Here is a 25,436-nt window from a genome sequence, read left to right on the forward strand (position 1 = left end):
TCGACCATCGGGTTTGTTCGTTCTGTTCCGCCGGAGAATCCTCCGTTCCTACACTGAGGACCCATCCACTTGGACCGGGGGAGACAGTGGTGCAGGTATCAGTGGGGGCCGGGGGAGACGAGCAGAAGCCATACTTCTTCCTCAGCTACGCGCACACGCCGAAGAGCGACCCCAAGGACAAGGACCCCAACCTCTGGGTCCAGCGGTTCTTCCGGGACCTCTGCGCCCATGTGATGCAGCTGACGCCGCTGCCGGCCGGCAGCGCCGGCTTCATGGACCAGCAGATGCAGCCCGGCGAGGGCTGGCAGGAACGGCTCTCGGAGGCGCTGGCGTACTGCCGTGTGTTCGTCCCGCTCTATTCACCGCGCTATTTCCTCAGCGAGCAGTGCGGGCGGGAGTGGTTCGCCTTCTCCAGCCGGGCCGCCGTCCAGAACACCCGCGTCAGCCAGAACAACAGCAACCCGGTGACGGGGATCGTGCCCGCCCTGTGGGTGCCCGTCCCCACCCGGCAGCTGCCGCAGCCCGCCGAACGGCTCCAGTTCAACCACGCGACATTCGGCGACGAGTACGCCGACGAGGGCTTCTACGGCCTCATCAAGCTCAACTACCTGCGGGACCAGTACGAACGCGCCGTCTACCGGCTGGCCAAGCGAATAGTCAGCGTCGCCCAGCAGACCCAGCTGGAGCCCGGGGACCCGCATCAGGACTACGCCAAGGTGCCCCCCGCGTTCGGCCCCGCCGGAGGACCCGCCCGCGAAATGGAGGTGTCCGTCCTCGCCTGCTCGCGCTCCAGCCTCCCCACCGGACGCAGCCCCGACTGCTACGGCACCGAGGCCCTCGACTGGAACCCGTACCATCCGGCCTCCTCCAGACCGCTCGCCGACCACACCGTGGACGTCGTACGCAATCTCAACTACACCGTGCACCTGAGCGACTTCGAGGCCGAACCCCAGCGGATCCTGGCCTCCGGCCCGCCGGTCGGGCCCGGTCTGCTGCTGCTCGACCGCTGGGCCCTGGACGCCCGGCGCCGCCGCGAACTCGTGGACCAGCTCTGCGCCGCCCCCCGACCGTGGATCAGCGTGATGGTCCCCGGCAACGCGGCCGACCCCCAGACCCGCGCGTACAACGAGGAGTTGACGCAGCAGACCGACAGCGTGCTGTCCTCCCGCACCGACGAGAGCGACGGGCACCGCACGCCGAGCGCCGGACTGCCCACACTGGAGGCCTTCAGCAAGGCGATCCCGGGGGCGGTGAAGGCGGCGGTCAGACATTACGAGGCCAACGCGCCGACCTATCCACCGCCCGGCAGCGGAGGGCCGATGCCCCGCGTGCTTCCGGGCGGCATCGGCTACGGCATCAATGGACCGGGCAGCCGCGGTCAGAGCACGGACCAGGGCAAGAACAACGGTGATAAGGCGGAGGGCTCATCAGATGACTGAGAACCGCAACGGGACCGTCGTCACGTTCTATTCGTACAAGGGCGGCACCGGACGGACCATGGCGCTGGCCAACTGCGCGTGGATCCTGGCGGCCAACGGATACCGGGTGCTCGCGGTCGACTGGGACCTGGAGGCGCCCGGACTGCACCGGTTCTTCCACCCCTTCCTCGACCTTTCCGACCTGGAGGCCACGCCGGGCCTGATCAACCTGATCACCGACTACCAGGACGAGGCCCGCCGCCCCGCCGACCGCGACCCCGACTGGCACCGCGAATACGCCCGGGTGCGCCCCCACGCCACCTCGCTCAACTGGAACTTCCCCCAGGGCGGCAGCCTGGACTTCCTGTCCGCCGGGCGGCGCAACCGCGACTACCCGTCCATCGTGGGCAAGATGGACTGGGACGACTTCCACGAGCGCTTCGGCGGCGGCCAGTTCTTCGACGCCATGCGCGACGACATGCAGCGCCATTACGACTACACCCTGATCGACAGCCGCACCGGACTGAGCGACATCGCCGACATCTGCACCGTCCAGATGCCCGAAGTCCTCGTCGTCTGCTTCACGTTGAGCGACCAGAGCATCGACGGCGCCTCCGCGGTCGCCCGCGACATCGAGGAGCGCTACCACGAGCGGCGCATCCGCATACTGCCGGTGCCGATGCGCATCGACGACGGCGAGAAGGAGAAGGCGGACGCCGGACGGGCACTGGCCCGCGAGAGCTTCCCCGGCTTCCCCAGCGGCCTCAGCACCGAGGAACTCGCCAACTACTGGGGCACGGTGGAGGTCCCCTACCGCCCCTTCTACGCCTACGAGGAGATCCTGGCCACCTTCGGCGACGCCCCCAACGTCAGCAGCTCCATGCTCAGCGCCTGCGAACGGCTCACCTCGGTGCTCACCGGCGGCCTGGTGAACTCGCTGCCGCCGATCGACGAGTCGGACCGGCTCACCCATGTCGCCGCCTACACCCGGCGCAGGCCCATGCCGCCGTCCAACATCGTGCTGACCCATGTGGCCGAGGACCAGATGTGGGTGGACTGGCTGGACTCCGTGCTGACCACGGCCGGCTTCCACGTGGTGCCGATCGATGTGCGCACCCCCCAAGCGGCCGCGGCGGAGGCCCAGTTCACCTCCGGCGCCGGATACCGCGTCATCCCGGTGGTCTCGCAGTCCTACCTCAACACCGAACGCGCCAGGAGCTTCTGGGAGACCGGGGCCGGGCTCGACGCGTCCGGCGGCCGGCGCCAGATCCTGCCGGTGCGCGTCGGCGACGTGCGGCTCAGCCCCCCGCTCAGCAGCCGCGGCGTCATCGACCTGGTACGCCTCGACGAGCCCGACGCGGCGGCCGCCCTGCTCCAGGCGCTCGACCGGGCCGAGGCGGCCACCGCCCTGCCGGCCGGGCCCGCGGGCCCGCGCTACCCGGGCAGCGTGCCCAAGGTCTGGAACGTACGGCCGAGGCACGCCTGGTTCACCGGCCGCACCTCCGTCCTGGAGCGGCTGCGCGACCAACTGCGCGGCGACACCCGCTCCGCACAGCGCTTCCCGCAGGTCCTGTACGGGCTCGGCGGCGTCGGCAAGACCCAGGTGGCCCGCGAGTACGCGCACCGGTTCCGGGCCGACTACGACCTGGTCTGGTGGATCGAGGCCGAGCAGCCCGACCGGGTGGTGTCCTCGCTGGCCGAGCTGGCCTCCGAGATGGACCTCCGGGCCGGTGACGTGGTCGCCGAGGCCGCCGCCGCGGCCCTCCAGGCGCTGCGCCGCGGCGCGCCCTACTCCCGCTGGCTGCTGATCTTCGACAACGTCGAGGACCTCGACCGCGCCCTGAAGCTCCTTCCGGAGGAGACCGAGCCGATCCCCGGCGAGACCTACGGCCACATCCTCGCCACCTGCCGCAACAAGCCCGCCTCGACACAGGTGGAGGCCATAGAGGTCGAGGTCTTCACCCGCTCCGAGAGCGTCGAGCACCTGTGCCGCCGGGTGACCAAGCTGCCGGCCGCCGACGCCGACCGGGTCGCCGACGCGGTCGGTGACCTGCCGCTGGCGGTCGAGGTCGCGGCGGCCTGGCTCGCCGAGACGGCGACCCCCGTCGACGCCTATGTGGAACAGCTCAAGGAGCAGAGCACCAAGGTGCTCTCGCTCGGCAAGCCGGAGGACTACTCGGAGCAGATCGGCGCGACCTGGAACATCTCGATCAGCCGGCTGCGGGACGAATCCAAGGCGGCGGTACGCCTGTTGGAGCTCTGCTCGTTCTTCTCCGCCGAGCCGATCTCGATGCGCCTGATCGGCAGCGACTCGATGTTCGAGTCCCTCCTGCCGTACGACCCCGATCTGCGCGAGCGGTACATGCTGGGCAAGGTCATCCAGACGCTGAACCGGTTCGCGCTTGCCAAGGTGGACCCGGCGGACAGCAGCATCCAGGTGCACCGGCTCGTCCAGGCCGCGGTGCGGGCCGGGCTCAGCGACGAGGACGTGGACACGGCCAAGCACGAGGTGCACCGCATCCTGGCCGAGGCCCGACCGGTGGAGGGCGTCGACCGCGACAACCCCGTCAACGACCCGAAGAGCTGGCCCAGTTTCGAGCTGATCTGGCCGCATCTGAGCGCCTCCGGCATCGCCGACTGCGACGAGGAGAAGGTCCGCCAGCTCATGGTCGACCGCATCCGCTACCTGCTCAAGCGCGGTGAGCTGGAGAGCGCCCGGGTGCTCGGCATGCAGCTCAACAAGACCTGGACGCGCGAGCTCGGCGAGAACGACCTCCAGACCCTGAACATCCGCTTCGAACTCGCCAACGCCCTGCGCGCCCAGGGCAAGTACCAGGAGGCGCGGGCGATGGACGAGGACACCCTCGCCCGCCAGATCAGCGTCCTGCACAAGGACCACCCGGGCGACGACCACCCCAGCATCCTCATCACCACCGGAAGCCTCGCCGCCGACCTGCGCGCGCTCGGCAGGTTCGACGAGGCTCTCACCCGCGACCTGCGGATCTACCACGGCCTTCGGCAGATCTTCGGCGAGAACCACCCGCGCACCCTGATCGCCGCCAACAACCTCGCCATCGACTACCGGCTCAGCGGCGACAGCGAGGCGGCCCGCAGGCTGGACGAGGAGACCGTGGAGCGCCGCAGCGCGTTACTCGGCGACGACCACCCCTTCACGCTCACCACCAAGGGCCACCTCGCCAGGGACCTGCGCGAGAGCGGCGAGTACGTGGCCTCGGTGCAGGTGCTGCGGGAAGTCGTGGCGGCGTTCGAGCGGGTGCTCAACGCCGATGTGCCCGAGGCGCTGCGCACCGCCAAGAGCCTCGCGGTGTCCCTGCGCAAGGCGGGCCACCCGCACGAGGCGAAGCGGCTGACCGAGGAAACGTACAACCGCTACCGCGGCAGGTACGGCACCAAGGCGCCCGACGCGCTCGCCTGCTGCCTCAACCTGGCCGCCGACTTCTCGGCGACCGGGGACAAGCAGGCCGCCCTCGACCTGGCCGTCCAGGCGCTTGAGGGATACCAGAGCACCTTGGGCGAGGAACACCCCTTCACCCTGGCCTGCCGCAACAACGTCTACATCTACCAGCGCGGCCTCGGTGCCGCACAGGAGGCGGTGCGGGGCGGCGAGGACGTCCGGGCGGCGCTGGAGGAAGTGCTGGGGGCGCGCCACCCGTTCACCCTGTGCGCCGCGATCAACCTCGCCAACGCCTACGGCGACATGGACCGCCCCGACCTCGCCGAACGCTGGGAACGGACCGCGCTCAAGGGCCTGTTGGAGCGGTTCGGCCCCACCCATCCCGATGTGCTCGCCTGCCGGTCCAACCTGGCGATCACCCTGCGTGCGGCCGGCCGCGAGGAGGAGGCCCAGCGGCTGCGCGCCTCCATCCTGGAACCGGCCGCGAAGCAGCTGGGCGTGGACCATCCGATCGCCGAGGCGGCGCGCGCCTGGCGCCGGATCAACCGGGACCTGGAGCCGCAGCCGGTGTGAGAGGGACCGGGAGCGCTCGGGCCCTTGGGTCCGGGCGCTGCCGGTGGCTCACCAAGTGGCCCAGCCCAGCACGCGGGTGAGCACCCGCAGGGCCCCGAAGTGCGCCGCGCCCCGCTCGACTATCAGCTGGGCGCCGGGAATGCGCTCGGCCAGCCAGCGGGTGTGCTGTACGGGCGCGAACACGTCCTGCTCGCCGTGCCACAGCAGCACCGGAGCGGTGATGTCCTCAAGCCGGAACTCCCAGTCGGTGCTGAACGCCATCACATCGTCCACCCAGCCGTCGGCGGAACTGCGCAGCCCCTCCTCGAAGTTGCGCTCCAGCATCGCCCGGATCCCCGCGTCGGCGACGATCCCCCGGTCCGACTTGGGCAGCCGGTGCCGCATGTCGTCCACCGAACGCCGGGGATCGGCACGGATGGTGATCGAGCGCATCTCCAGGGCGGCGGTCAACTGCCGTTTCCCGGCAGCCGCGTTGATGTACTCCCGCACATTGGACTCGGTCATCCCCTCGAACCAGTCGAGCCCCTGGGCATCGCGCGGCGCGATGCCCACCAGGGCTGCCGCCCGCGCCGTGCGGTCCGGCAGCAGCGCCGCGCAGGCGAGCGCGTGCGGGGCGCCGCCGGACCGCCCGACCACGGCGAACTCGTCTATGTCCAGCGCGTCGGCGATCGCCTCCACATCCGCGGCCGCATGCGCCACCCGGCGCCCCGGCAGCCGGTCCGAATCGCCGTACCCCGGCCGGTCGAAGGTGATGAGGCGGACGCCGAGGCGGTACAGCACCGCACTGCGGGGCGCCGGACCCAGCCGGCTCCCCGGGGTGCCGTGCAGCAGGAACACCGGCCTGCCCTGCGGGTTCCCGTAGTTCTCGACTGCTAAGTCCCGCCCGTCCCTGGTACGAATCAGCTCCCCCAACTGGTGCCTCCCCGTAGGTCTGGTTGGCGACAGTATGAGCGTGTGCCATTCAGTGGTACATACCCGCACTCGCCGAATGCGCCGGACCGGGCCCGCCGGCCTCAGTCGAGGAGCGGTATCTCGATCGCGGGGCAGCGGTCCATGACCATGTCGAGCCCCGCGGCGCGGGTGCGGTGATACGCGTCCTGATCGATGACCTCGAGCTGGAACCAGACCGCTTTGGCGCCGATGGCGACGGCTTGGTCGGCGATGTCTCCGGCGAGGCCGCTGTTGACGAAGACGTCCACGACATCGACCGGGAACGGGATCGCGTCGAGCGAGGCGTACCCCTGCTCGCCGTGCACGGTCTCCGCCTTGGGGTGGACGGGCACGATCCGCTTGCCGTAGCGCTGGAGGACCCGGGCGACTCCATGGGCGGCGCGGTGTTCATGCGTGGAGAGACCGACGACGGCCCAGGTGTCACCGCTGCCGGTGAGGATCCTGCGGATGGTCTCCTGGTCGCCGTACATGGGCCGCCTCCGGTGGTGCCGTGCCACGTGTCACTGTCCTCGTGGTAACGGGCGGCCGCGCCGAAGGATTCCCGCCGTACGCCGCATAGGGTGGGCGGATGCAGGAGCAGTACCGGACCATCGCCCGAGAGGGCGTGCACGAGAGCGAGATCAACAGATCGCGCTTCATCTGCGCGCTCGCGCCCGCCGCGACCGAACAGGAGGCGCAGGCGTTCGTCGCCCGCATCCGCAAGGAGCACCCGACGGCCACCCACAACTGCTTCGCGTACGTCATCGGCGCCGACGCGTCCGTACAGAAGGCGAGTGACGACGGCGAACCCGGCGGCACCGCGGGAGTGCCCATGCTCCAGATGCTGACCCGGCGCGAGGTGCGGTACGTCGTCGCTGTCGTCACCCGGTACTACGGCGGGGTCAAGCTCGGTGCGGGCGGTCTGATCAGGGCGTACGGGGGAGTGGTCGGCGAGGCCCTGGACGCGCTCGGCACCATCGTGCGCCAGCGGTTCCGGCTGGCCACTGTCACCGTCGACCACCAGCGCGCGGGCAAGCTGGAGAACGACCTGAGGGCGACGGGCCGCGCGGTGCGCGAGGTGCGCTACGCGGAGGCCGTGACCATCGGGATCGGGCTGCCCGAGGCCGACGTGGCGGCCTTCCGCGCCTGGCTCGCCGACGCCACGGCCGGCACGGCCACCCTGGAGCTGGGCGGAGAGGCGTACGGGGACGCCTGAGGCGGGGGGGCAACGGCCGGATGTCCCGGTTACCGCCCGTGATGTCAGACGCCACCGTTACCCTCGGGGATCATGCGATTCCTCCACACCTCGGACTGGCACCTGGGCCGGTCCTTCCACCGGGTCGACCTGCTCGGTGCCCAGGCCGCGTTCCTCGACCACCTGGTGGCGACGGTGCGTGACCGCGAGGTGGACGCCGTCCTGGTGGCGGGGGACGTGTACGACCGCGCGGTGCCGCCGCTCGCCGCCGTCGACCTCTTCGACCGGGCGCTGCACAGCCTCGCCGACGCCGGGGTGCTGACCGTGATGATCTCCGGGAACCACGACTCGGCGCGCCGGCTCGGCGTCGGGGCCGGGCTGATCCAGCGGGCCGGGATCCATCTGCGCACCGACCCGGCGGGCTGCGGCACCCCGGTCATGATCGGTGACGTGGCCTGCTACGGACTGCCGTACCTGGAGCCCGCGCTGGTCCGCGACGAGCTGGCGGCGCCGAAGGCCGGGCACGAGGCGGTGCTGAGCGCGGCCATGGAGCGCGTCCGGGCCGACCTCGCGGCGCGCCCCGACGGCACCCGGTCCGTCGTCCTCGCGCATGCCTTCGTGGCCGGGGGCGAGCCCAGCGACAGCGAGCGCGACATCACCGCGGGGGGAGTGGCCGCCGTGCCCGCCGGGGTCTTCGACGGCGTCGACTACGTGGCCCTCGGCCACCTCCACGGCAGCCAGGTGATCACCGACCGGGTCCGCTACTCGGGCTCGCCGCTCGCCTACTCCTTCTCGGAGGCCACCCACCGCAAATCCATGTGGCTCGTGGACCTCGCCGCCGACTCGGGCATCACGGCCGAGCGGATCGACTGCCCGGTGCCCCGCCCGCTCGCCCGGATCCGGGGCCACCTCGACGTACTCCTCGAAGACCCGGCGCTGACCCGGCACGAACAAGCGTGGGTCGAGGCCACCCTCACCGACGCGGTACGGCCGACGGACGCCATGGCCCGGCTCGCCGCGCGCTTCCCGCACACGCTGAGCCTGGCCTTCGACCCGGAACGGGCCGACGAGGACGCGCACGCCTCGTACGCCCAGCGGCTCAGCGGCCGCAGCGACCAGCAGATCGCGGAGGATTTCGTGGCGCATGTACGCGGCGGCAGCGGACCGGACGACCGTGAACGGACCGTGCTGCAAGGGGCGTTCGACGCCGTACGGGTGGACGACGGCGTGCGCGAGGTGGCCCGGTGAGGCTGCACCGCATGCGCGTCACGGCCTTCGGCCCCTTCGCGGGGACCCAGGAGGTCGACTTCGACACGCTGTCCACCGCCGGGCTCTTCCTGCTGCACGGACCGACCGGCGCCGGCAAGACCTCGGTGCTCGACGCGGTCTGCTTCGCCCTGTACGGAGCCGTGCCCGGCGCCCGCCAGAGCGCCGCCACCGTCCTGCGCAGCGACCACGCGGCGCCGGACACCCTCACCGAGGTGCTGCTCGAACTGACCGTGGGCGGGCGGCGGTTGGAGATCACCCGCCGCCCGCAGCAGGAACGGCCCAAGAAGAAGGGCACCGGCTTCACCACCGAGAAGGCGCAGACCTGGCTGCGCGAGTACGACCCGGCCGCCGGCGCCTGGCGGGCACTGAGCCGCTCGCACCAGGAGATCGGGGAGGAGATCGGGCAGCTCGTCGGGATGAGCCGGGAGCAGTTCTGCCAGGTCGTGCTGCTGCCGCAGGGGGAGTTCGCGAAGTTCCTGCGGTCGGACGCGGAGAAGCGCGGCCAGCTCCTCGGCAGGCTCTTCGACACCCGCAGGTTCGCCGCCGTGGAGGACCGCCTCGCCGAACTGCGCAAGAGGGCCGAGCGTCAAGTCAAGGACGGCGACGGGCAGTTGCTGGCCTTCGCCGAGCGCATGGCGCAGGCCGCGGGCGACAGCGCCGACGCGTGCGACTGGCCGCTGCCCGACGCCAGGCCGGGCGACCCGGGCCTGGCATCGGCCGTCCTGCAATGGGCGGCCGTCGCGCGCAGCGGCGCGCACGAACGGCTCGACATCGCCTCGGCCGCCGTGGCCGCCGCCGAGAGCAGGCAGGCCGCCGCGCGCCGCACCGCCGAAGAGGCCCGGCAGCTCGCCGCCCTCCAGGAGCGGTACGCCGAAGCCCGGGACCGCGCCGAGGAGTTGGCGGCCCGCCGACCCGACCGGGACGCGCTGCGCACCCGCCTCGACACGGCCCGCAAGGCGGAGCGGGTCTCGCCCGCCTTGCAATGGCGGGAGCAGGCGGAGCGCGAGCATCGCACGGCCGCCGCCGAACGCGATCGCTCCCGCGCCCGGCTGCATCCCGAGCTCGCCGACGCCGGGGCGGAGCAACTCGCCGCCCTGGAGCGGAAGATGCGCCACGACCTCGGCGCCCTGGAGTCCGCCCGCCGGGCCGAGCGGCGCAGCGCCGAGATCGGCGACGAGCGCGCCCGCCTCGACCGGCAGGCCCGCGCCGACGAGGACGTACTGACCGACACCGCGGCCTGGCTCGCGGGCTGGGAGGCCGCCCGGCTCGGCCACCAGAGGCGGATCGACGCCGCCCACGAAGCGGCGACGCGCGCGGAACAGCTGGCCGGTCGGCTCGAACCGGCCCTGCGCCGCCTGGACGCCGCCCGCGCGCGCGATGCGCTGCACACCCGTCTGACGGCGGCCGACCAGCGGCACATCGACACCCGCGAGGCCGCCAACACCGCCCACGAACACTGGCTCGCGCTGCGCGAGGAGCGGCTCCGCGGCATCGCGGCCGAACTGGCCGCGGGGCTCCGCGACGGCGAGGCCTGCACGGTGTGCGGCTCGGTCGACCACCCCGCGCCCGCCCGCCCCGGCACCGGCCAGGTCGACCGCGCCACCGAGGACGCCGCGCAGGACGCGTACCGGCGGGCGGAGCAGACCCGCGCCGAGGCCGAGCTCGCCCTGTCCTCGGTACGGGAGGAGCTCGCGGGGGCGCGGGCTGAGGCGGGCACGGCGAGCGTCGCCGAACTGGCCGACGCGGCGGGGGAGTTGCAGCGGGAGCACCGGGCGGCGCGGGCCACGGCGGCCGGGCTGCACGAGGCACGCGAGGCGCTCGCCGCGGCGGAGCGCGAGCACCAGCAGCGCATCGCCGCACAGCGCGCCGCGCAGCAGAACATCGCCGCCCGCACCGCGAGCCGCGAAGCGCTGGACAAGGAACAGGCCGCCCTGGAAGGCGAGTTGAGCGAAGTCCGGGCGGGGGCGTCGAGCGTCGCCGAGCAGGCCGCGCTCCTTGAGCACCGCACGGCCATCCTCGCCGAGGCAGTGGAGGCGGTCCGCGCCGTCGAGGCCACCTCCGAGCGGCTCAAGGAGGCCGACGGACGCCTGTCGGATGCGGCTTTCCGGGCCGGGTTCGACACCCCCGCCGCGGCATCGGCCGCCATGATCGACGAGCGGGGCCAGCGGGACATCCAGCACCGGCTCGACGCGTGGCAGCAGCAGGAGTCCGCGGTCACCGCGCGCCTCGCGGAACCGGAGACGGCCGCGGCCGGACTGCTCCCGCAGGCCCGCACCGAGCAGGCCGCGGCCGAGCTCGCCGAGGCCGAACGGGCCCTGCGGGACGCCGCGTCGGCGCTCGCGGCCGCCCGGTCCCGCCGCGCCGAACTGCACGCGCTGAGCGGCCGGGCCGCCGAGGAGACCCGCAGGATCGGCCCGCTGCGCGAGGAGCACGAGCGGGTGGCCCGCCTCGCCGGGCTCACCGCGGGCACCTCCGCCGACAACGAGCGCAAGATGCGCCTGGAGTCCTATGTGCTGGCCGCCCGCCTCGAACAGGTCGCGGCCGCCGCCACGGCAAGGCTTCAGCGCATGTCCGGCGGGCGGTACACCCTGGTCCACTCCGACGCCAGGGGCGGCCGCGGGCGCTCGGGCCTCGGGCTGCACGTCGTGGACGCCTGGACGGGCCGCGAGCGGGACACCGCGACGCTCTCCGGCGGCGAGACGTTCTTCGCCTCCCTCGCGCTGGCCCTGGGCCTGGCCGATGTCGTCACCGACGAGGCGGGCGGGGCGCGGCTCGACACCCTGTTCATCGACGAGGGCTTCGGCAGCCTCGACGACCAGACCCTGGACGAGGTGTTGGACGTACTGGACTCGCTGCGCGAACGCGACCGCAGCGTGGGCATCGTGAGCCACGTCGGCGACCTGCGCCGCCGCATCCCCGTCCAGCTGGAAGTGGTGAAGGACCGGGCGGGGTCGACGGTGCGGCTGCGGGGCGGGGCAGGCGAGGGCTGAGAGCGCGAGCCGGGCCCGCGCTCAGCGGCCGATGGCGCGCCTGGGCAGCGGGGACGAATAGACCACGCTCGTCGTCACGGCACCCAGCGAGCCGATCTTCCCGGAGATCTCCTCCAGGTGGCTCATGGAGCGGGCGCCCACCTTGATCACGAAGCAGTCGTCGCCCGTCACATGGTGCGCCTCCATGATCTCCGGCGTCGCGTCCACCAGATCGTGGAACGGCTTGTAATGGCCGTTCGGATAGCGCAGGCGCACAAAGGCGAGGATCGGCCGGCCGAGGCGTTCCTGGTCGACCACGGCCGTGTACCCCGCGATCACTCCGGCCTCCTCAAGGCGCCGTACCCGCTCGGTGACGGCGCTCGCCGACATCGACACGGTACGGGCCAGCTCGGCGAAGCTGGCCCGTCCTTCCTGCTGGAGGGCCTGCAGGATGCGCCAGTCCGTGGCGTCCGGGGAATACTCGGTCATGGCGACCAGACAACAGTGAAATCCCCGGCAGATCAAGAGATGTTCCGGGGATCGGGCCTTCCGGGAGTTGATCATCGCCACATAGATTTTCAGCCATGACTACAGAGCTCACCGCCCCCGCGAACCCGGTCCTGCGCGTGGCCCCCGCCGCCCCCGCCGACGCCGCCGCCTACTTCCGCGCCAGTCTCGTCTTCCACGCCGACGTCTCCGACGTGGCCGCCGCGCTCGCCGCCGAGGGCGAGCCGGGCTTCGTGGTTGTGGACTCCCGCTCCACCGCGTCCTGGGACCAGGGCCATGTCCCCGGCGCCGTCCACCTGCCGACCGCCCTCATCGCCGAGCAGGCCGAGCAGTTCCTGGACAAGTCCGTGCCGGTCGTCACGTACTGCTGGGGCCCCGGCTGCAACGGCGGCACCCGTGCCGCCCTCGCGCTCGCCGAACTCGGCTTCCAGGTCAAGGAGATGCTGGGCGGCTTCGAGTACTGGGTGCGTGAGGGCTTCGCGTTCGAGACGTGGGAGGGCCGCGAGCAGCGTGCCGCCGACCCGCTGACCGCGCCGGTCGACTCGGAGGACTGCGGCTGCTGACGCGACCCTGTCACAGGGGAGTGCGGGGCGGCCCGGGGTACGCGCCGCCCCACCCCGCGTCAGAGCTTGGCGAGTTCGTCCACCAGGTCGTCCAAGCCGAGCGAGCCCTGCGAAAGGGCAGCCATGTGCCAGGCCTTCGGGTCGAAGGCGTCGCCGTGCCGGGCCCTGGCCTTCTCGCGGCCGAGCAGCCAGGCCCGCTCGCCCAGCTTGTAGCCGATCGCCTGCCCCGGCATCGACAGATAGCGGATCAGCTCGCTCTGTACGAAGTCGGCGGGCCGGCTGCTGTGGCTGCCGAAGAACTCGTGGGCCAGCTCCGGCGTCCAGCGCTCGCCCGGGTGGAACGGCGAATCCGCCGGAATCTCCAGCTCCAGGTGCATGCCGATGTCGATGATCACCCGGCAGGCGCGCATCATCTGCGCGTCCAGGTAGCCGAGCCGGCGCTCGGGGTCGGTGAGGAAGCCCAGCTCGTCCATCAGGCGCTCCGCGTACAGGGCCCAGCCCTCGGCGTTGGCGCTGACGTGGCCGACGGTGGCCTGGTAGCGGGAGAGCTGGTCGGCGACGTGCACCCACTGCGCGATCTGGAGGTGGTGGCCCGGCACGCCCTCGTGGTACCAGGTCGACACCAGGTCGTACACCGGGAAGCGGGTCTCGCCCATCGTCGGGAGCCAGGTGCGGCCAGGGCGCGAGAAGTCCTCGGAGGGGGCCGTGTAGTACGGCGCCGCCGCGCCGCCGGGCGGCGCGATGTGGGACTCCACCTTCCGTACCCGCTCGGCGAGTTCGAAGTGCGTGCCGTCCAGCGCCTCGATGGCCTCGTCCATCAGGGCCTGGAGCCAGTCGCGCACCTCGTCCACGCCCTCGATGTGCGTGCCGTGCTCGTCGAGGTGGGCGAGGGCCTCCCAAGGGCCCGCGCCGGGCAGGATCTTGGCGGCCTCGGACTTCATCTCGCCCAGCAGCCGGTGGTATTCGGACCAGCCGTAGGCGTACGCCTCGTCCAGGTCGAGAGCCGTGCCGTTGTAGTACTGCGACCAGCGCTGGTACCGCTCGCGGCCCACCGTGTCGGGGGCTCCCTCGACAGCGGGCGCGTACACGTCGCGCAGCCAGTCGCGCAGCGCGGCGACGGCGGCGGACGCCTCGCCGGCCGCCGCGTCGAGTTCGCCGCGCAGCGCCTCGGGTCCCGGTCCGGCGAACTCTTCGAAGAAGCGGGTGTCGACCCACTCGCCGAGCTGGCCGATCACGGTGGCGGTGGCGCGCGGACCGCCGAACAGCTTGCGTTCCAGGCCCAGTTCCAGCGCGGCGCGGTAGCCCTCGACGGCGGCCGGCACCGCGCCCAGCCGGGAGACGATCGCCTTCCAGTCCTCCTCGGTCTCCGTCGGCGTGATGGTGAACGCCATCCGGACGCTGTGCACCGGCGAGTGCAGATTGCTGACCGTGCGCAGCGCCTCGTCCGCATCGTGCACGGCGAGTTCGGAGGTCAGCCGCTCCCGCAGCAGCCGGCCGCAGTGCCGCTCGGCGTCGCTGTCCGCGCCGGGCTGCCGCTCGGCCTCGTCGAGGCGGGCGAGCGTGGTGCGCGCCAGGTCGGCCAGGGCCGACTGTCCTGCGGGGGAGAAGTCGGGAAGGAGGGCGTGGCTCGCCCTGACGCCCAGATAGCTCCCGGTGATCGGGTCGAGTTCGATGAGTGCGTCGACGTAGGCGTCGGCGACCTGGCGGGGCAGCGCGCTGCTGGAAGAGACTGACATGCGGACATCCTCTACGAGCGAGGGCTCCGCGTCACCACCAATCCTGTCGGTGTGCCTGACCGGGTCACCTCACACGCGACGCGGGGCCCCGGCGGCCCGGGTTACGGCGGCGCTCTTGCCGAGGCGGGCGGTGACGACCAGGGTGCCCTCCTCGATCTGGAAGTCGAGGGGCAGGCCCAGGCCGCGCATGGCCGCGACCATGCCCGTGTTGGCGGCCCGGGTGACGGCGTAGACGCTGTCGCAGCGGGCCTCGACGGCGAGCTCGACCAGGCGGCGCAGCAGTTCGGAGCCGATGCCGCGGCGCTGCCAGTCGTCCTCGACGAGCAGCGCGACCTCGGTCTCGTCACCGTCCCAGAGCAGATGGCCGAGCGCGACCAGGCGGCCCGAGGCGGTCTGCACGGCGAGGGTGCGGCCGAAGCGCGGGCTGAGCAGGTGCCCGAGGTAGCGGTCGGCGTCGCCGACGGGGCCGTGGTAGCGCAGGCTCAACGTGCGCTCGGAGCAGCGCTCGTGCATGGCCTTGGCGGCCTCGATGTCGCTCTGGCCGGCCCGCCGTACGGTGATCTCGTTGCCCTCGGGCAGGGTCAGGACGTCCTCGCTGCGCGGGATGCGCGGGCCGAGGCGGGCGTCCAGCTCGATCAGCGCGCGGGCCCTGGCGAACTCGGTGGGGGTGAAGGGCAGATGGGGCCGCTCGATGGTGATCGCCCCGCCGTTCGGGTCGCGCAGCCGCATGGTGGTCGCTTCCAGTACGCCCTCGACGGGGGCGGTCTCACCGGTGGGCCGGCCGGTCAGGGAGACCGCCGGCAGCGAGTGGATGGTGCAGCGGCCGAGCAACTGGCGCAGCGCGAGCGGGAGTTCGGCCGCGTCCAGCGCGGTGCGGGTGGCGAGGCCGAGCACCCGGGTCGGCGCGTCCACGAGGTCGTGGGCGTCGGCCCGCTCGATCCAGGTGTCGCTGCCGCCCACCGCGGCGATCGCCCGGGACAGTTCGGCGGCCGGCAGCGCGGCGGGCGTACGCAGCAGGAACTCGTCCACCGTGCCGTCGGCGAGCGGATGCGTCTGGAGCGTGAGGATGTCCACGCGGTGCCCGGCCAGCGCGGTGCAGAGCGCGGCGAGGCTGCCGGGTTCGTCCCGTACGGTCGTCCGCATCCGCCACAGCGCCGTCTCGCGGGGCGCGCTCCCGGCCGCGGCGCCCCGGGTGTTCCCGCTGTCGGAGCCGGTCGCTGTGCCGCCGGTATCGAGGACCGGCGGCGCATGGCTGTGGCGGCGGGCCCACCAGGTGTGGAACGCCGCCGTGGCGACGAGGGCCACGGCCGAGGCGACCAGCAGGAAGGGCCCGTCGGGACCGTGCGCGACCAGGTTCGCGAGCCCGTCGGCGACGGCCACGGCCGTGAACAGCGCGGCGAGTTCCACCAGGTCCCGTCGCCAGTGGTGTCGGCGGCGGGCGTGCTTCTCGGAGCTCAATCCCTGCATATCAGTCATGGCATCACTGTGACTCAGCGGTGTTGCGTGATCACGAACGCTTTGTGACTGACGGGTTAAGTGTGCTTCTGGTGCTCTTTTGGCTGTTTTTTACCGGCCGTGGCCTGGAGTGTTCGACCTGGGTGAAGGGTACCGAACCGCCCCGCGCCCAACGGCCCTAGGCCCATCGACCCAGGGCCAACGGACGATCGACCGGCCGATCTTGGGTGGTTACGTTTGCGGGTACGGGACGCCGACGGGGGCGGCCCGGCAGACAGAGGGGGAGCGCATGCCCATCGGTGGCCGTTCGCACATCCGCATCGCCCGGCCGTCCCGCGACCTCGCGGCGGCCGAGCGCTTCTGGGTCGGGGGCCTCGGCCTGAAGGTGGTCTACCGGGCCGAGGGCGGTGACGTGCCGGGCGAGCACGCGCTCCTGATGCTCGGCTGGCCGGACGCCGACTGGCATCTGGAGCTGGTGCACGAGGCGGGCCACCCGGTCGAACCGCGGCCGACCGAGGAGGACCTGCTCGTCGTCTACCTGGACGAGGAGGTGCCCGAGGAACTGGTGGGCCGCCTGGTGGAGCACGGCGGCGTACGCGTCCGGTCGCCGAACCCGTACTGGAACCAATGGGGTGTGACGGTGGCCGACCCGGACGGATACCGGCTGGTGCTCTGCAAGCGCGGCTGGTCCAACGCCTGACGGGGCGGCCCGCCCGACGCCGCGGCTAGCGGGCCGCTTCCGAGAGGAGCCGGATTCCCCGCCTGATGTCGCCGGGCGCCACATGGGCGTACCCGAGGACCAGCGTCACCCCCGCGCGGGGCGCCGCCGCGGTGCCGTAGTCGGCGAGCGGGCGGACGGCCACGCCCGCGCGGGCCGCCCGATCGAGGAACTCCGGCTCGGGTCCGTACCGCTCGGGCAGCCGCACGATGACGTGCAGTCCGGCCGCGATGCCGCTGACCCGGGCGCCGGGAAAGTGTTGCGCGAGGGCGGTCATCAGAGCGTCCCGGCGCTCGCGGTAGGCGCGTTGGCAGCGGCGCAGCTGGCGGTCGTAGGCACCGCTGGCGATGAAGTCGGCCAGCAGGGCCTGGTCGAGGGACGGGTTGCCGAGGTCCATGGTGCGCTTGCGCGCGACGACGGCCGTGCGGAGCCGCTCCGGCGCGAGCAGCCAGCCGAGCCGCAGTCCGGGCGCCAGTGACTTGCTCACCGAGCCGGTGTAGGCGACGTGTTCCGGGTCGAGGCCCTGGAGCGCGCCCACCGGCGCCCTGTCGTAGCGGAAGTCGCCGTCGTAGTCGTCCTCGACGATCACCCCGTCCACCGAGCGTGCCCAGTCGAGGAGTTGGGCCCGCCGGTCGGCGGAGTACCCGATTCCGGAAGGGAATTGATGGGCCGGAGTGGTCACCACGGCCCGCACCCCGCTCGCGCGCAGCGGACCGGTGGCCAGTCCCTCCGCGTCGAGCGGCAGCGGTACGGTGCGCACCCCGGCGGACGCGAACAGCGCGCCGTGCTCGGGGCTGCCGGGGTCCTCCACCCCGACGGCGGTGAAGTCCCGCTCGGCCAGGGCGAATCCGAGCAGCGTCATCGCCTGCGCCACCCCCGAGCACACCACGATCCGCTCCGGATCCGCGACCACGCCGCGCCTGCGGGCGAGCAGTCCGGCCAGCGCGGTGCGCAGCTCCGGAATCCCGCGCGGATCCGGATACCCCAGCGCCCGGTGCGGCAGCCCGGAGAGGACCCGCTTGTGCGCGGCGGCCCAGGCCGCCCTCGGGAACAAGGACAGGTCCGGCGTCCCCGGCAGGAAGTCGGCCACCGCGCCGGACGGCCGCGGCGCCAGGTCGCGGACCCGCGGCGCGGGCGCGGCGCGTGCCGCATCACCCACCCAGGTCCCCGATCCCCGGTCGCTGCGCAGATAGCCCTCGGCGGTCAGCTGCTCGTACGTCTCCGTCACCAGACCGCGCGAAACCCCCAGATCGGCGGCGAGTTCACGGCTGGAAGGCAGTCGGGTGCCGGCCGTGAGCCGCCCGGAACGCACCGACTCGCGCAGCGCCGACTGGAGCATCCGGCCGCGCTGCCGGGCCGGTGCCGCGGCGGCGGGCAGCAGCAGCTCCCAGGCCGCGTGCCACGCCGTCGAGCCCTCGCCCGGTGCCGCATTGGTCCCCGATGGCATCATGGAAGTGGACCTTAAACGGGGCCGCCGAGCTCCCTAGCGTCGACCCCATGCACCCCACGAACGTGACCCGCCTCGGCGGCGCGGCGCTCGCCGCCACCGCCTGTGTCCTGGTCGGCGGCTCCTTCACCGCGAACAGCCTCCTCGGCGACTACCCGTACGCGAGCGGCCAGGCCCTGCGCTACGGACTCGCCCTGCTCCTTCTCCTGCCGCTGCTCGGCCGTGGCGCCGCCGCACCGCTGCGCGGGCTCGGCACGCGTTCATGGGGGCGCCTCGCGCTGCTCGCCGCGGTCGGGATGGTTGGCTTCAACCTGGCCGTGCTCGCCGCGGAACGCACCGCCGAACCGGCCGTTCCCGGCGTCTTCGTCGGCTGCGCGCCGGTCGTGGTGGCGGTGCTCGTACCGCTCCTCGACGGGCGCCGCCCCGCCCGGCCGGCGCTGTACGGGGCGCTGCTCGTGGCGGCGGGGGCCTTCGCCGTGCAGGGCTGGGGCCGCACCGACCCGGCCGGGATCGCCTATTCGGTCGTGGCGCTGCTCGGCGAGGTGGGATTCGCGGTGCTCGCCGTGCCCGTTCTGCGACCGCTGGGCCCCCGACTCCTCTCGGCGACCGTGTGCGCGGTCGCCGCCGTCGAGTCGGCGCTGGCCGCGGCCGTACTCAATGGCAGCGCGGCGCTGAAAGTTCCCGATCCGACCGAGGCCGTCGCGCTGCTGTGGCAGGCCGCGGTCGTCACCGTCATCGGATTCGTCTGCTGGTACAGCGGGATGCAGCGGATCGGCGCCGAGCGGGCGACGCTGTTCTCCGGCCTGATCCCGGTGGCGGCCGCCTTCACCGCACCCTTCGTCGGTACGGGTTCCTACGGAGTCGCCCAGGCCGCGGGCAGCGCCCTGGTCGGCGCCGGAGTCGTCCTAGGGGTACTGGGCCCCGGTGCGGGGGACGCCGTCGACGGTGCGGCTTCCGTCCAGGATGACGCGCGTCACCAGGGCGGGGTCGTCGTTCATGGGCACGTGGCCGCAGCCGGGCAGCCGCACGAGCCGGGCGCCCGGGACGGTGTGCTTGGCGCGGACGCCCTGGCGGCGCAGCAGCAGCCGGTCCTTGCTGCCCCATGCGACGGTCACCGGCACCCCGGGCACGTCGTCGGCGAACAGCACCTCCCGGCCGGCGGCCAGGGTCTGCTCGAAGCCGGGCGCCCCGCGCAGCGCCAGCGTCTCGGCGACGACCGCCTCCGGTGAGCGCCGGCCGGGCCGGGCGTAGATGGTGCTGGTCAGCGCGGTGCGCCCGGCGGCCGTGCGGGACATCCGCTCGATGACGGGCAGCGGCAGCGCCTGTGCCACCTGACGCATCGTCCGCAGGACCGTGAAGGCGTACTGCCGCTCGGACGGCGTCCAGAAGCCCGCGGGGGAGAGCGCCGTCACGGACCGTACGAGCTTCTCGCGCCCCAGCTCCAGGGCGAGCAGCCCGCCGAGCGAGTTCCCCGCGACATGCGGCCGGTCGATCTCCAGGGCCTCGCAGAGTGCGGCGAGGACCGGGACGACGGTGGACAGGCCGTAGGAGACGCCGTCCGGAAGGCCGGGCGACGTACCGAAACCGGGCAGGTCGATCGCGACCACGTCGCGCTCGGCGGCGAGCAGGTCGAAGACCGGGTCCCAGGCCTGGAGGTGGTGCCCTATGCCGTGGAGCAGCAGGAGCGGTTCGCCCGTGCCCTGTCTGCGGTAGGTGACGGAGACGGCGCGGCTCCCCCGGGGAGTGTCGACCATGAACGAGACCTCTGCGGCCATGCTGCTGCTCCCTGTCCTGGGATCCACACTTAGACGTCCTGTCAGCAACAATTACCGCTCGGTAGCTTGGAGTTCAAGAGACGTACCGGACAAGTCCGCCACCGCCCGCGCCGGTGTGTCGCCCGCGCCGGTACGTCGGCCCGGTGGGCCCCACCATTCGAAATCCGGATACGTCCCCCCACCCGTCCAGGCCTGGGGCGGTGTCCTCACAGGGGCACGAACGTCGTGTGAACGCTCTGCGGCAACCCCCGTGTTCGCTCCGTAACGGAAGGAGGATTGGTCTTGACCAAGGGGGTGTGCCGCCCTATGGTCGCAGAGTTAGTGCAGGAACCTTTAATAAACAAGGGCACGGAAACCCGCCGCGCACACGGCGATTGCGGAGGATCAGGGTGGGGACCACGCAGCTGGAATCGGTGCCGGAACCGAAGTACTGGCACCTCAAGACGGTACTCAGCGAGGCGCTCGACTCGGACTTCGCGGTGGGCGAGATCCTGCCCAACGAGCGTGATCTCGCAGCCCGGTTCGGCGTCGCGCGCGCCACCCTGCGACAGGCACTGGAACAGCTCGAACTCGAAGGCCGGCTCCAGCGCCGCCGCGGGGTCGGCACCACCGTCGCCCCGCCGCGCACCGCCGTCTCCGTCGCCACCGCGCGGCACGACTGGCCCGGCGCGCCCGGCGACGACTGGCAGACCGCCGATGCGACGGCAGCCGCCGTGCCCGCCGCGGTGGCCCGTCTCTTCGAGGCCGCGACCGGCGAGGAGATGCACACCGTCCGCCGGATCCGGGTGAGCCACGGCCAGGCCGTCGCCGCCGAACTCCTCTACGTCCCGGCCGGCTCGGTGCCCGAGCTCTCCGCCATCGACGCGCCCTCGGGCCCGGCCCGCGGCCGCGCCGTACTGCGCGAACTGCGGCGCCTCGAACTCGAAGGCCAGGACCGCGCGGTGGAACTCGGCTCGGCCCGCGCCGACGACGCCAAGGAACTCGACCGCCTGCCCGGCGCCCCCGTCCTCGTCGTGACCACCCGGTACTTCTCCGCGGGCCGCACCGCGGCCGTTTCGGTGGCCACCTACCGCGCGGACACCTGCCGCCTCACCTTCGGCGACTCGGGCGACCTGGAGATCAGCCACCCCGGCCAGCAGCGCCAGGCCTCCTGACCGGCTGCCCCGCACACCGCACGGCCCGCAGCTCCCGGAGCTGCGGGCCGTTGTGCTCGACGGCGCCCCAGCGCCCGCGACCGTTCCTTCAAGACGCCTCAGCGCCGTGCCGTGACCGTTCCTTCGACGGCGAACAGCTCTTCCTCCACGTGGTCGAGGGCGAGGCGCAGCGCGCCCGTCGCCACCGCCGCCTCGCCCAGCATCGACAGCGCGACCCGCGGCGGCCGCAGACAGTAGCGCGCCAACTCCCGGCGCAGCGGCTCCAGTACGCCGTCTATGCCGGCCGCCCAGCCGCCCACGACGACGAGCTCCGGGTCGAGGGCGAGCACCAGCGCGGCCACATCGTGCACCAGCCGCTGGAGGAACCGTTCCACCGCGGCCTGCGCCCGCGCATCGCCCTGCTTGGCCAGCGCGAACACATCGGCGACCGCCTGCTCGTCCAGCGGGTGCAGCGGCTCGTCCGTCGTGGAGAGCAGTTTCTCGGGCGTGACATCGCGGCCGAGCAGATGCAGCGCGCCGATCTCGCCGGCCGCGCCGCCGAAGCCCCGGTGCAGCCGCCCGCCGATCAGCGAACCGGCCCCCGGGCTCAGGCCCGCCATGACGAAGACGATGTCGTCGGAGTCGGTGGCCGCACCCTTCCAGTGCTCGGCCACGGCCGCGGCGTTCGCGTCGTTCTCGACCAGGACCGGGCACCGGAAGGAGCGACGCAGCCGCTCTCCCAGCGGCAGGCCCGTCCACTCCGGCAGCGCGGTGCCGAGCCGCACGGTGCCGTCCGCCTCGACGATCCCGGGGCTGCCGACGCCCACCGCCCGCAGCGAACTGCGCGCCACGCCCGCCCGGCGCAGCACATCGGCGACGGTCAGGCGGACCCGCTCCAGGCGCTCGTCGGCCGAAGCGGCCTCGGGGACCTCGCGCGAACCCGCGCCCAAGATCCGGCCGTCCAGACCGGAGAGCAGCACGGCGACCCGGTGCGGGCCGATCTCTATGCCGAGCAGGTGCCCCGCCTCGGCGCGGAACCGGAACCGCCGGGCGGGCCGGCCCTGACGCCGGGCCTCGCCCTCCTCGGGCGCCGACTCGACTACGAGCCCCGCCTCCATCAGGCCCTCGACCACACCCTCGACGGTCGGCCGGGACAGCCCGGTGATCCGGGTGAGATCGGTCAGCGTGGGAGATTCCGCGCCTCTCAGCGCGTGCAGCACCACCGCGGAATTGATCCGCCGCAGCAGAGAGGGGTCCCCGCCGGTCAGCCGCCCCAACGTGTGTCCTCCCAGCTCGTGCGCGTGTCTGCCGGATCGTACTCGCTGGTCAGGTGTACGGCGAGCGGCGGCCGGTAACGGAGACGCATCAGCTCGGGGCGACGAAACCGGACTCGTACGCGGCGATGACCGCCTGGGTGCGGTCGCGGGCGCCCAACTTCGCGAGCACGGCGCTGACATGCGTCTTCACGGTCTCCGTGCCGACGATGAGGTGGGCGGCGATCTCCGCGTTGGACAGCCCCCGCGCCATCAGCCGCAGCACCGCGGCCTCCCGGTCGGTGAGCGCCGCCTCGGCGAGCGCCGTGCGCGCCGAGGCGCTGCCGTACTCGGCGGCGAGTGCGCGCACCGCGGCCGGGAACAGCAGCGAATCGCCCTCGGCCACCAGCCGCACCGCGTTGACGATCTCGGTGGGCCGGGCCCGCTTGAGCAGGAAGCCGTCGGCCCCCGCCCGCAGCGCCTCGTACACGTACTCGTCGTTCTCGAAGGTCGTGATGACGAGGATCTTCGGCGGGTCCTGGACCGTGCGCAGCACGGCCCGGGTCGCCTCTATCCCGTCGAGCAGCGGCATCCGCACATCCATCGCGACCACGTCCGGGCGCAGCTGCCGCACCAGGGGGATCACGGCCGCGCCGTCGGCGGCCTCGCCCACCACCTCGATGTCGGGCTGTGCTTCGAGCACGGCCCGCAGCCCCGCGCGGACCAGGGGCTCGTCGTCGACCAGAAGAACGGTTACCGGCATCCGGCCAGCGTAGTGGCAGGTCGCGGAAGGGCTCCGGGGCCTGTGGACAACCTCGCTCGTGCCGGACGCCGCAGGACTGGGCGGGGTATGGACACGGGCCCTCACACCAGGCTGTCCAGCGGCAGCCGCACCCGCACCCGCCACTCGCCTTCGTACGGTCCCGACTCCGCCTGCCCGCCGAGCAGCGCGGCCCGCTCCCGCATCCCGCGCAGTCCGCTGCCGCCCTTCCCGCTCGGCGCCGCCCCCGTCAGCGGATTGGTCACATCCATCTCAAGTCGCATGCCGAGCACGGCCATACGGACCCGGACGGGCACCGGGCCCGAGTGCCGCAGCACATTGGTCAGCGCTTCCTGGAGAATGCGGTACCCCTCCCGCGACACCGGGCCCGGCACCTGCTCCAGGGGGCCCGAGAACTCGGCGTCGACCCGGGCGCCCGAACTGCGGGCCGACTCGATGAGCCGGTCGGCCTCCAGGAGTGTGGGCCGCTGACTGGCCGGCAGGCCCGTCTCGCGCAGCACGAGCAGCACCCGCTCCAGATCCTCCAGCGCGGCCCGGCCGGTCTCCTCGATCGCCGCGAGCGCCCGGTCGGTGAAGGCGGGATCCTTGGCCGCGCGGGCCGCACCCGCCTGCACGACGGCGACGGTCAGCGCATGGCCGATGGAGTCGTGGATCTCGCGGGCGATGCGGTTGCGCTCAAGGAGCAGCTCGGTGCGCTCCTCCAGTGCGGTGAGCCGCTCGGCCGCCGACGGCCCGAGCAGCCTGCGGGCGAGGAAGGTGACAAGGTCCCCGGCGAGGACCAGACAGACCAGCATGACGGCGATCGGAACCACTGCGAGGGGCACCAGCCACCCGTGCGGATGCCACGACGTCATCCAGCCCAAGAGGAGCGGCGGCCCGCCCAGTCCACGGGCCACCAGGTCGAGGGACAGCATGGGCAGCCAGACCGTCGCCGCTATCGCCAGGCCGGACAGCACGAGCCGGGCCTCCAGCCAGAGCACGGTCCGCCAGCGGTCGCGCCAAGTGGCCGACGGCGCGACCGTGATGGACGCGTCGGGCCGGCCCCGCTCGCCTGGCGTGAGCAGCAACTGCGCCTGTATGCCCTCTTCGAGACGCACCGCCGGAATCAGCCCGAGCGGCACGACGAGCAGCCCGAGGACATACAGCCGGTCCGTGTCGATGAACAGCCACATGGCCACGAACGCGACGGGGATGAGCAGATGCAGCCATCGGGTGTACGTGACCGGACGGGCCAGCAGGCGAAGAGAGCGGCGCATTCGCCCATCGTCGCAGCGCGATGATCCCGGCGGCTCCCCCGTGCGGGGGAGACGCTCCCCACCGTCGGGGGAGGCCCCTGACCTGGGCCGACGGGCAGGCTTGGGGCATGACAAGGATCGACGTCCAAGAGCTCTGCAAGGAGTACGGCACCACGCGGGCCGTGGACCGCCTCACGTTCGGGGTGCGGCCCGGCCGGGTCACCGGCTTCCTCGGCCCCAACGGCGCGGGCAAGTCCACCACGATGCGCATCCTGCTCGGCCTCGACCGGCCGACCTCGGGCACCGCGCTGATCGGCGGCCGTCGGTACGCGGACATGGCGGACCCGTTGCGCGAAGTGGGTGCGCTGCTCGACGCCCAGGCCGCGCACGGCTCCCGCACGGCCCGCAACCATCTGCTGGCCCTCGCGGTGAGCAACCGCATACCGGTGCGGCGCGTGGGCGAGGTCCTTGAGGAAGCCGGGCTCGCGAGTGTCGCGGGCCGCCGGATCAGGACGTTCTCGCTCGGGATGCGGCAGCGGCTCGGGATAGCGGCCGCCCTGCTCGGCGACCCGGCGGTCCTGATCCTGGACGAGCCGTCGAACGGCCTCGACCCCGAAGGGATCATCTGGACAAGGGAGTTGATGCGAGGCCTCGCCCGCGAAGGAAGGACGGTGCTCGTCTCCAGCCACCTGATGAACGAGACCGCCTCGTTCGCCGACCACCTGGTCGTCCTCGGCCGGGGACGGCTGCTCGCCGACACCCCGATGCAGGACTTCATCGACTCCCGCATCCGGCCGAAGGTCCGGCTGCGCACCACCGAAGGTGCCCGGCTGCGGGCGGTCCTGACCGGCGAGGGCTTCGAGCCGGTCCAGGAGGAGGACGGGCGCTGGACGGTGCAGGGCGCGCGGATCGACGAGATCGGTCCGATCGCCGCACGCGAGGGCATCCCGATACTCGAACTCGCCAATGAGGAAGCCACGTTGGAACAGGCCTACCTCGATCTGACCGCAGATGAGGCGGAGTACGCATCCGCCCGCTCGACCGCGACACAGGAGGCGTGAACC

19 protein-coding genes and 1 pseudogene are annotated in these 25,436 nt (G+C 72.7%); 10 read left to right on the forward strand and 10 right to left on the reverse strand.

What is annotated here, in order from left to right:
• Positions 1–89 precede the first annotated feature (89 nt).
• Both ACIQ8J_RS12185 and fxsT read left to right on the forward strand, forming a co-directional pair.
• Complete coding sequence (locus tag ACIQ8J_RS12185; protein WP_403270325.1) at positions 90–1,439, forward strand: TIR-like protein FxsC; 1,350 nt, start codon at positions 90–92, stop codon at positions 1,437–1,439.
• Positions 1,432–5,406, forward strand: coding sequence for an FxSxx-COOH system tetratricopeptide repeat protein (fxsT, locus tag ACIQ8J_RS12190; protein WP_403270323.1), 3,975 nt, complete (start codon positions 1,432–1,434; stop codon positions 5,404–5,406). The genes ACIQ8J_RS12185 and fxsT overlap by 8 nt, the downstream gene beginning before the upstream one ends.
• Positions 5,407–5,454: 48 nt before the next feature.
• Here fxsT and ACIQ8J_RS12195 read toward each other — a convergent pair whose 3' ends face one another.
• Positions 5,455–6,318: an alpha/beta fold hydrolase gene (locus ACIQ8J_RS12195; RefSeq protein ID WP_403270320.1), complete on the reverse strand. Its 864-nt coding sequence runs from the start codon at positions 6,316–6,318 to the stop codon at positions 5,455–5,457.
• A 101-nt stretch (positions 6,319–6,419) separates the two neighbouring features.
• Positions 6,420–6,827, reverse strand: coding sequence for a CoA-binding protein (locus tag ACIQ8J_RS12200; protein WP_403270317.1), 408 nt, complete (start codon positions 6,825–6,827; stop codon positions 6,420–6,422).
• Positions 6,828–6,925: 98 nt separating this feature from the next.
• On the opposite strand from ACIQ8J_RS12200, the gene ACIQ8J_RS12205 reads away from it, so the two are divergent.
• The 3 genes from ACIQ8J_RS12205 to ACIQ8J_RS12215 all read left to right on the forward strand — a co-directional run bounded on the left by ACIQ8J_RS12205 (position 6,926) and on the right by ACIQ8J_RS12215 (position 11,790).
• Positions 6,926–7,552, forward strand: coding sequence for a YigZ family protein (locus tag ACIQ8J_RS12205; RefSeq protein ID WP_403270314.1), 627 nt, complete (start codon positions 6,926–6,928; stop codon positions 7,550–7,552).
• Between the two features lie 72 nt (positions 7,553–7,624).
• Positions 7,625–8,779 carry an exonuclease SbcCD subunit D gene (locus tag ACIQ8J_RS12210; protein WP_403270312.1) on the forward strand — a complete coding sequence of 385 codons (1,155 nt, stop codon included), beginning with the start codon at positions 7,625–7,627 and terminating at the stop codon, positions 8,777–8,779.
• Positions 8,776–11,790: an AAA family ATPase gene (locus tag ACIQ8J_RS12215; RefSeq protein WP_403270309.1), complete on the forward strand. Its 3,015-nt coding sequence runs from the start codon at positions 8,776–8,778 to the stop codon at positions 11,788–11,790. Before ACIQ8J_RS12210 ends, ACIQ8J_RS12215 begins: the two co-directional genes overlap by 4 nt.
• Positions 11,791–11,811: 21 nt before the next feature.
• Here ACIQ8J_RS12215 and ACIQ8J_RS12220 read toward each other — a convergent pair whose 3' ends face one another.
• Complete coding sequence (locus tag ACIQ8J_RS12220) at positions 11,812–12,258, reverse strand: Lrp/AsnC family transcriptional regulator (RefSeq protein WP_403270306.1); 447 nt, start codon at positions 12,256–12,258, stop codon at positions 11,812–11,814.
• Between the two features lie 95 nt (positions 12,259–12,353).
• Here ACIQ8J_RS12220 and ACIQ8J_RS12225 point away from each other — a divergent pair, with 95 nt between their 5' ends.
• Positions 12,354–12,839, forward strand: a complete 486-nt coding sequence (locus ACIQ8J_RS12225) for a rhodanese-like domain-containing protein (protein ID WP_403270303.1) — start codon at positions 12,354–12,356, stop codon at positions 12,837–12,839.
• A 59-nt stretch (positions 12,840–12,898) separates the two neighbouring features.
• On the opposite strand, the gene ACIQ8J_RS12230 is transcribed toward ACIQ8J_RS12225, so the two are convergent.
• Positions 12,899–14,575, reverse strand: coding sequence for a DUF885 domain-containing protein (locus ACIQ8J_RS12230; protein ID WP_403270300.1), 1,677 nt, complete (start codon positions 14,573–14,575; stop codon positions 12,899–12,901).
• A gap of 69 nt (positions 14,576–14,644) precedes the next feature.
• A complete protein-coding gene (locus ACIQ8J_RS12235; protein WP_403270507.1) occupies positions 14,645–16,033 on the reverse strand; it encodes a GNAT family N-acetyltransferase in 1,389 nt (462 codons plus the stop codon).
• Positions 16,034–16,319: 286 nt separating this feature from the next.
• Between ACIQ8J_RS12235 and ACIQ8J_RS12240 the strand changes: the two genes are divergently transcribed.
• A complete protein-coding gene (locus tag ACIQ8J_RS12240; protein ID WP_403270298.1) occupies positions 16,320–16,730 on the forward strand; it encodes a VOC family protein in 411 nt (136 codons plus the stop codon).
• Between the two features lie 25 nt (positions 16,731–16,755).
• Here the strand turns inward: ACIQ8J_RS12240 and ACIQ8J_RS12245 are convergent, their stop codons facing one another.
• Positions 16,756–18,198 (reverse strand): PLP-dependent aminotransferase family protein, encoded by a 1,443-nt coding sequence (locus tag ACIQ8J_RS12245; protein ID WP_403270295.1) that lies wholly within the window; start codon positions 18,196–18,198, stop codon positions 16,756–16,758.
• Positions 18,199–18,245: 47 nt separating this feature from the next.
• Here ACIQ8J_RS12245 and ACIQ8J_RS12250 point away from each other — a divergent pair.
• Positions 18,246–19,091 (forward strand): annotated as a pseudogene (locus ACIQ8J_RS12250) (EamA family transporter); the annotation flags it as partial.
• 9 nt (positions 19,092–19,100) lie between these two features.
• Here the strand turns inward: ACIQ8J_RS12250 and ACIQ8J_RS12255 are convergent.
• The gene (locus tag ACIQ8J_RS12255) at positions 19,101–19,970 is read right to left on the reverse strand and encodes an alpha/beta fold hydrolase (protein WP_403270292.1); all 870 of its coding nucleotides are present in this window, start codon (positions 19,968–19,970) and stop codon (positions 19,101–19,103) included.
• A 389-nt stretch (positions 19,971–20,359) separates the two neighbouring features.
• On the opposite strand from ACIQ8J_RS12255, the gene ACIQ8J_RS12260 reads away from it, so the two are divergent.
• Positions 20,360–21,124 (forward strand): GntR family transcriptional regulator, encoded by a 765-nt coding sequence (locus ACIQ8J_RS12260; RefSeq protein ID WP_403270289.1) that lies wholly within the window; start codon positions 20,360–20,362, stop codon positions 21,122–21,124.
• 98 nt (positions 21,125–21,222) lie between these two features.
• Here ACIQ8J_RS12260 and ACIQ8J_RS12265 read toward each other — a convergent pair whose 3' ends face one another.
• The 3 genes from ACIQ8J_RS12265 to ACIQ8J_RS12275 form a co-directional block, all read right to left on the reverse strand.
• Positions 21,223–22,380, reverse strand: coding sequence for an ROK family transcriptional regulator (locus ACIQ8J_RS12265; RefSeq protein WP_403270286.1), 1,158 nt, complete (start codon positions 22,378–22,380; stop codon positions 21,223–21,225).
• 88 nt (positions 22,381–22,468) lie between these two features.
• Positions 22,469–23,119: a response regulator gene (locus tag ACIQ8J_RS12270; protein WP_403270283.1), complete on the reverse strand. Its 651-nt coding sequence runs from the start codon at positions 23,117–23,119 to the stop codon at positions 22,469–22,471.
• Positions 23,120–23,220: 101 nt separating this feature from the next.
• A complete protein-coding gene (locus ACIQ8J_RS12275; protein ID WP_403270281.1) occupies positions 23,221–24,393 on the reverse strand; it encodes a sensor histidine kinase in 1,173 nt (390 codons plus the stop codon).
• Positions 24,394–24,500: 107 nt separating this feature from the next.
• Between ACIQ8J_RS12275 and ACIQ8J_RS12280 the strand changes: the two genes are divergently transcribed.
• Entirely contained in the window at positions 24,501–25,433 is a 933-nt protein-coding gene (locus ACIQ8J_RS12280; RefSeq protein ID WP_403270279.1) for an ABC transporter ATP-binding protein, read from the forward strand.
• The last annotated feature ends 3 nt before the right edge of the window (positions 25,434–25,436 follow it).

The organism is Streptomyces sp. NPDC094147 (genome assembly GCF_044764265.1).
In the GTDB taxonomy this organism is placed as follows: Bacteria; Actinomycetota; Actinomycetes; order Streptomycetales; family Streptomycetaceae; genus Streptomyces.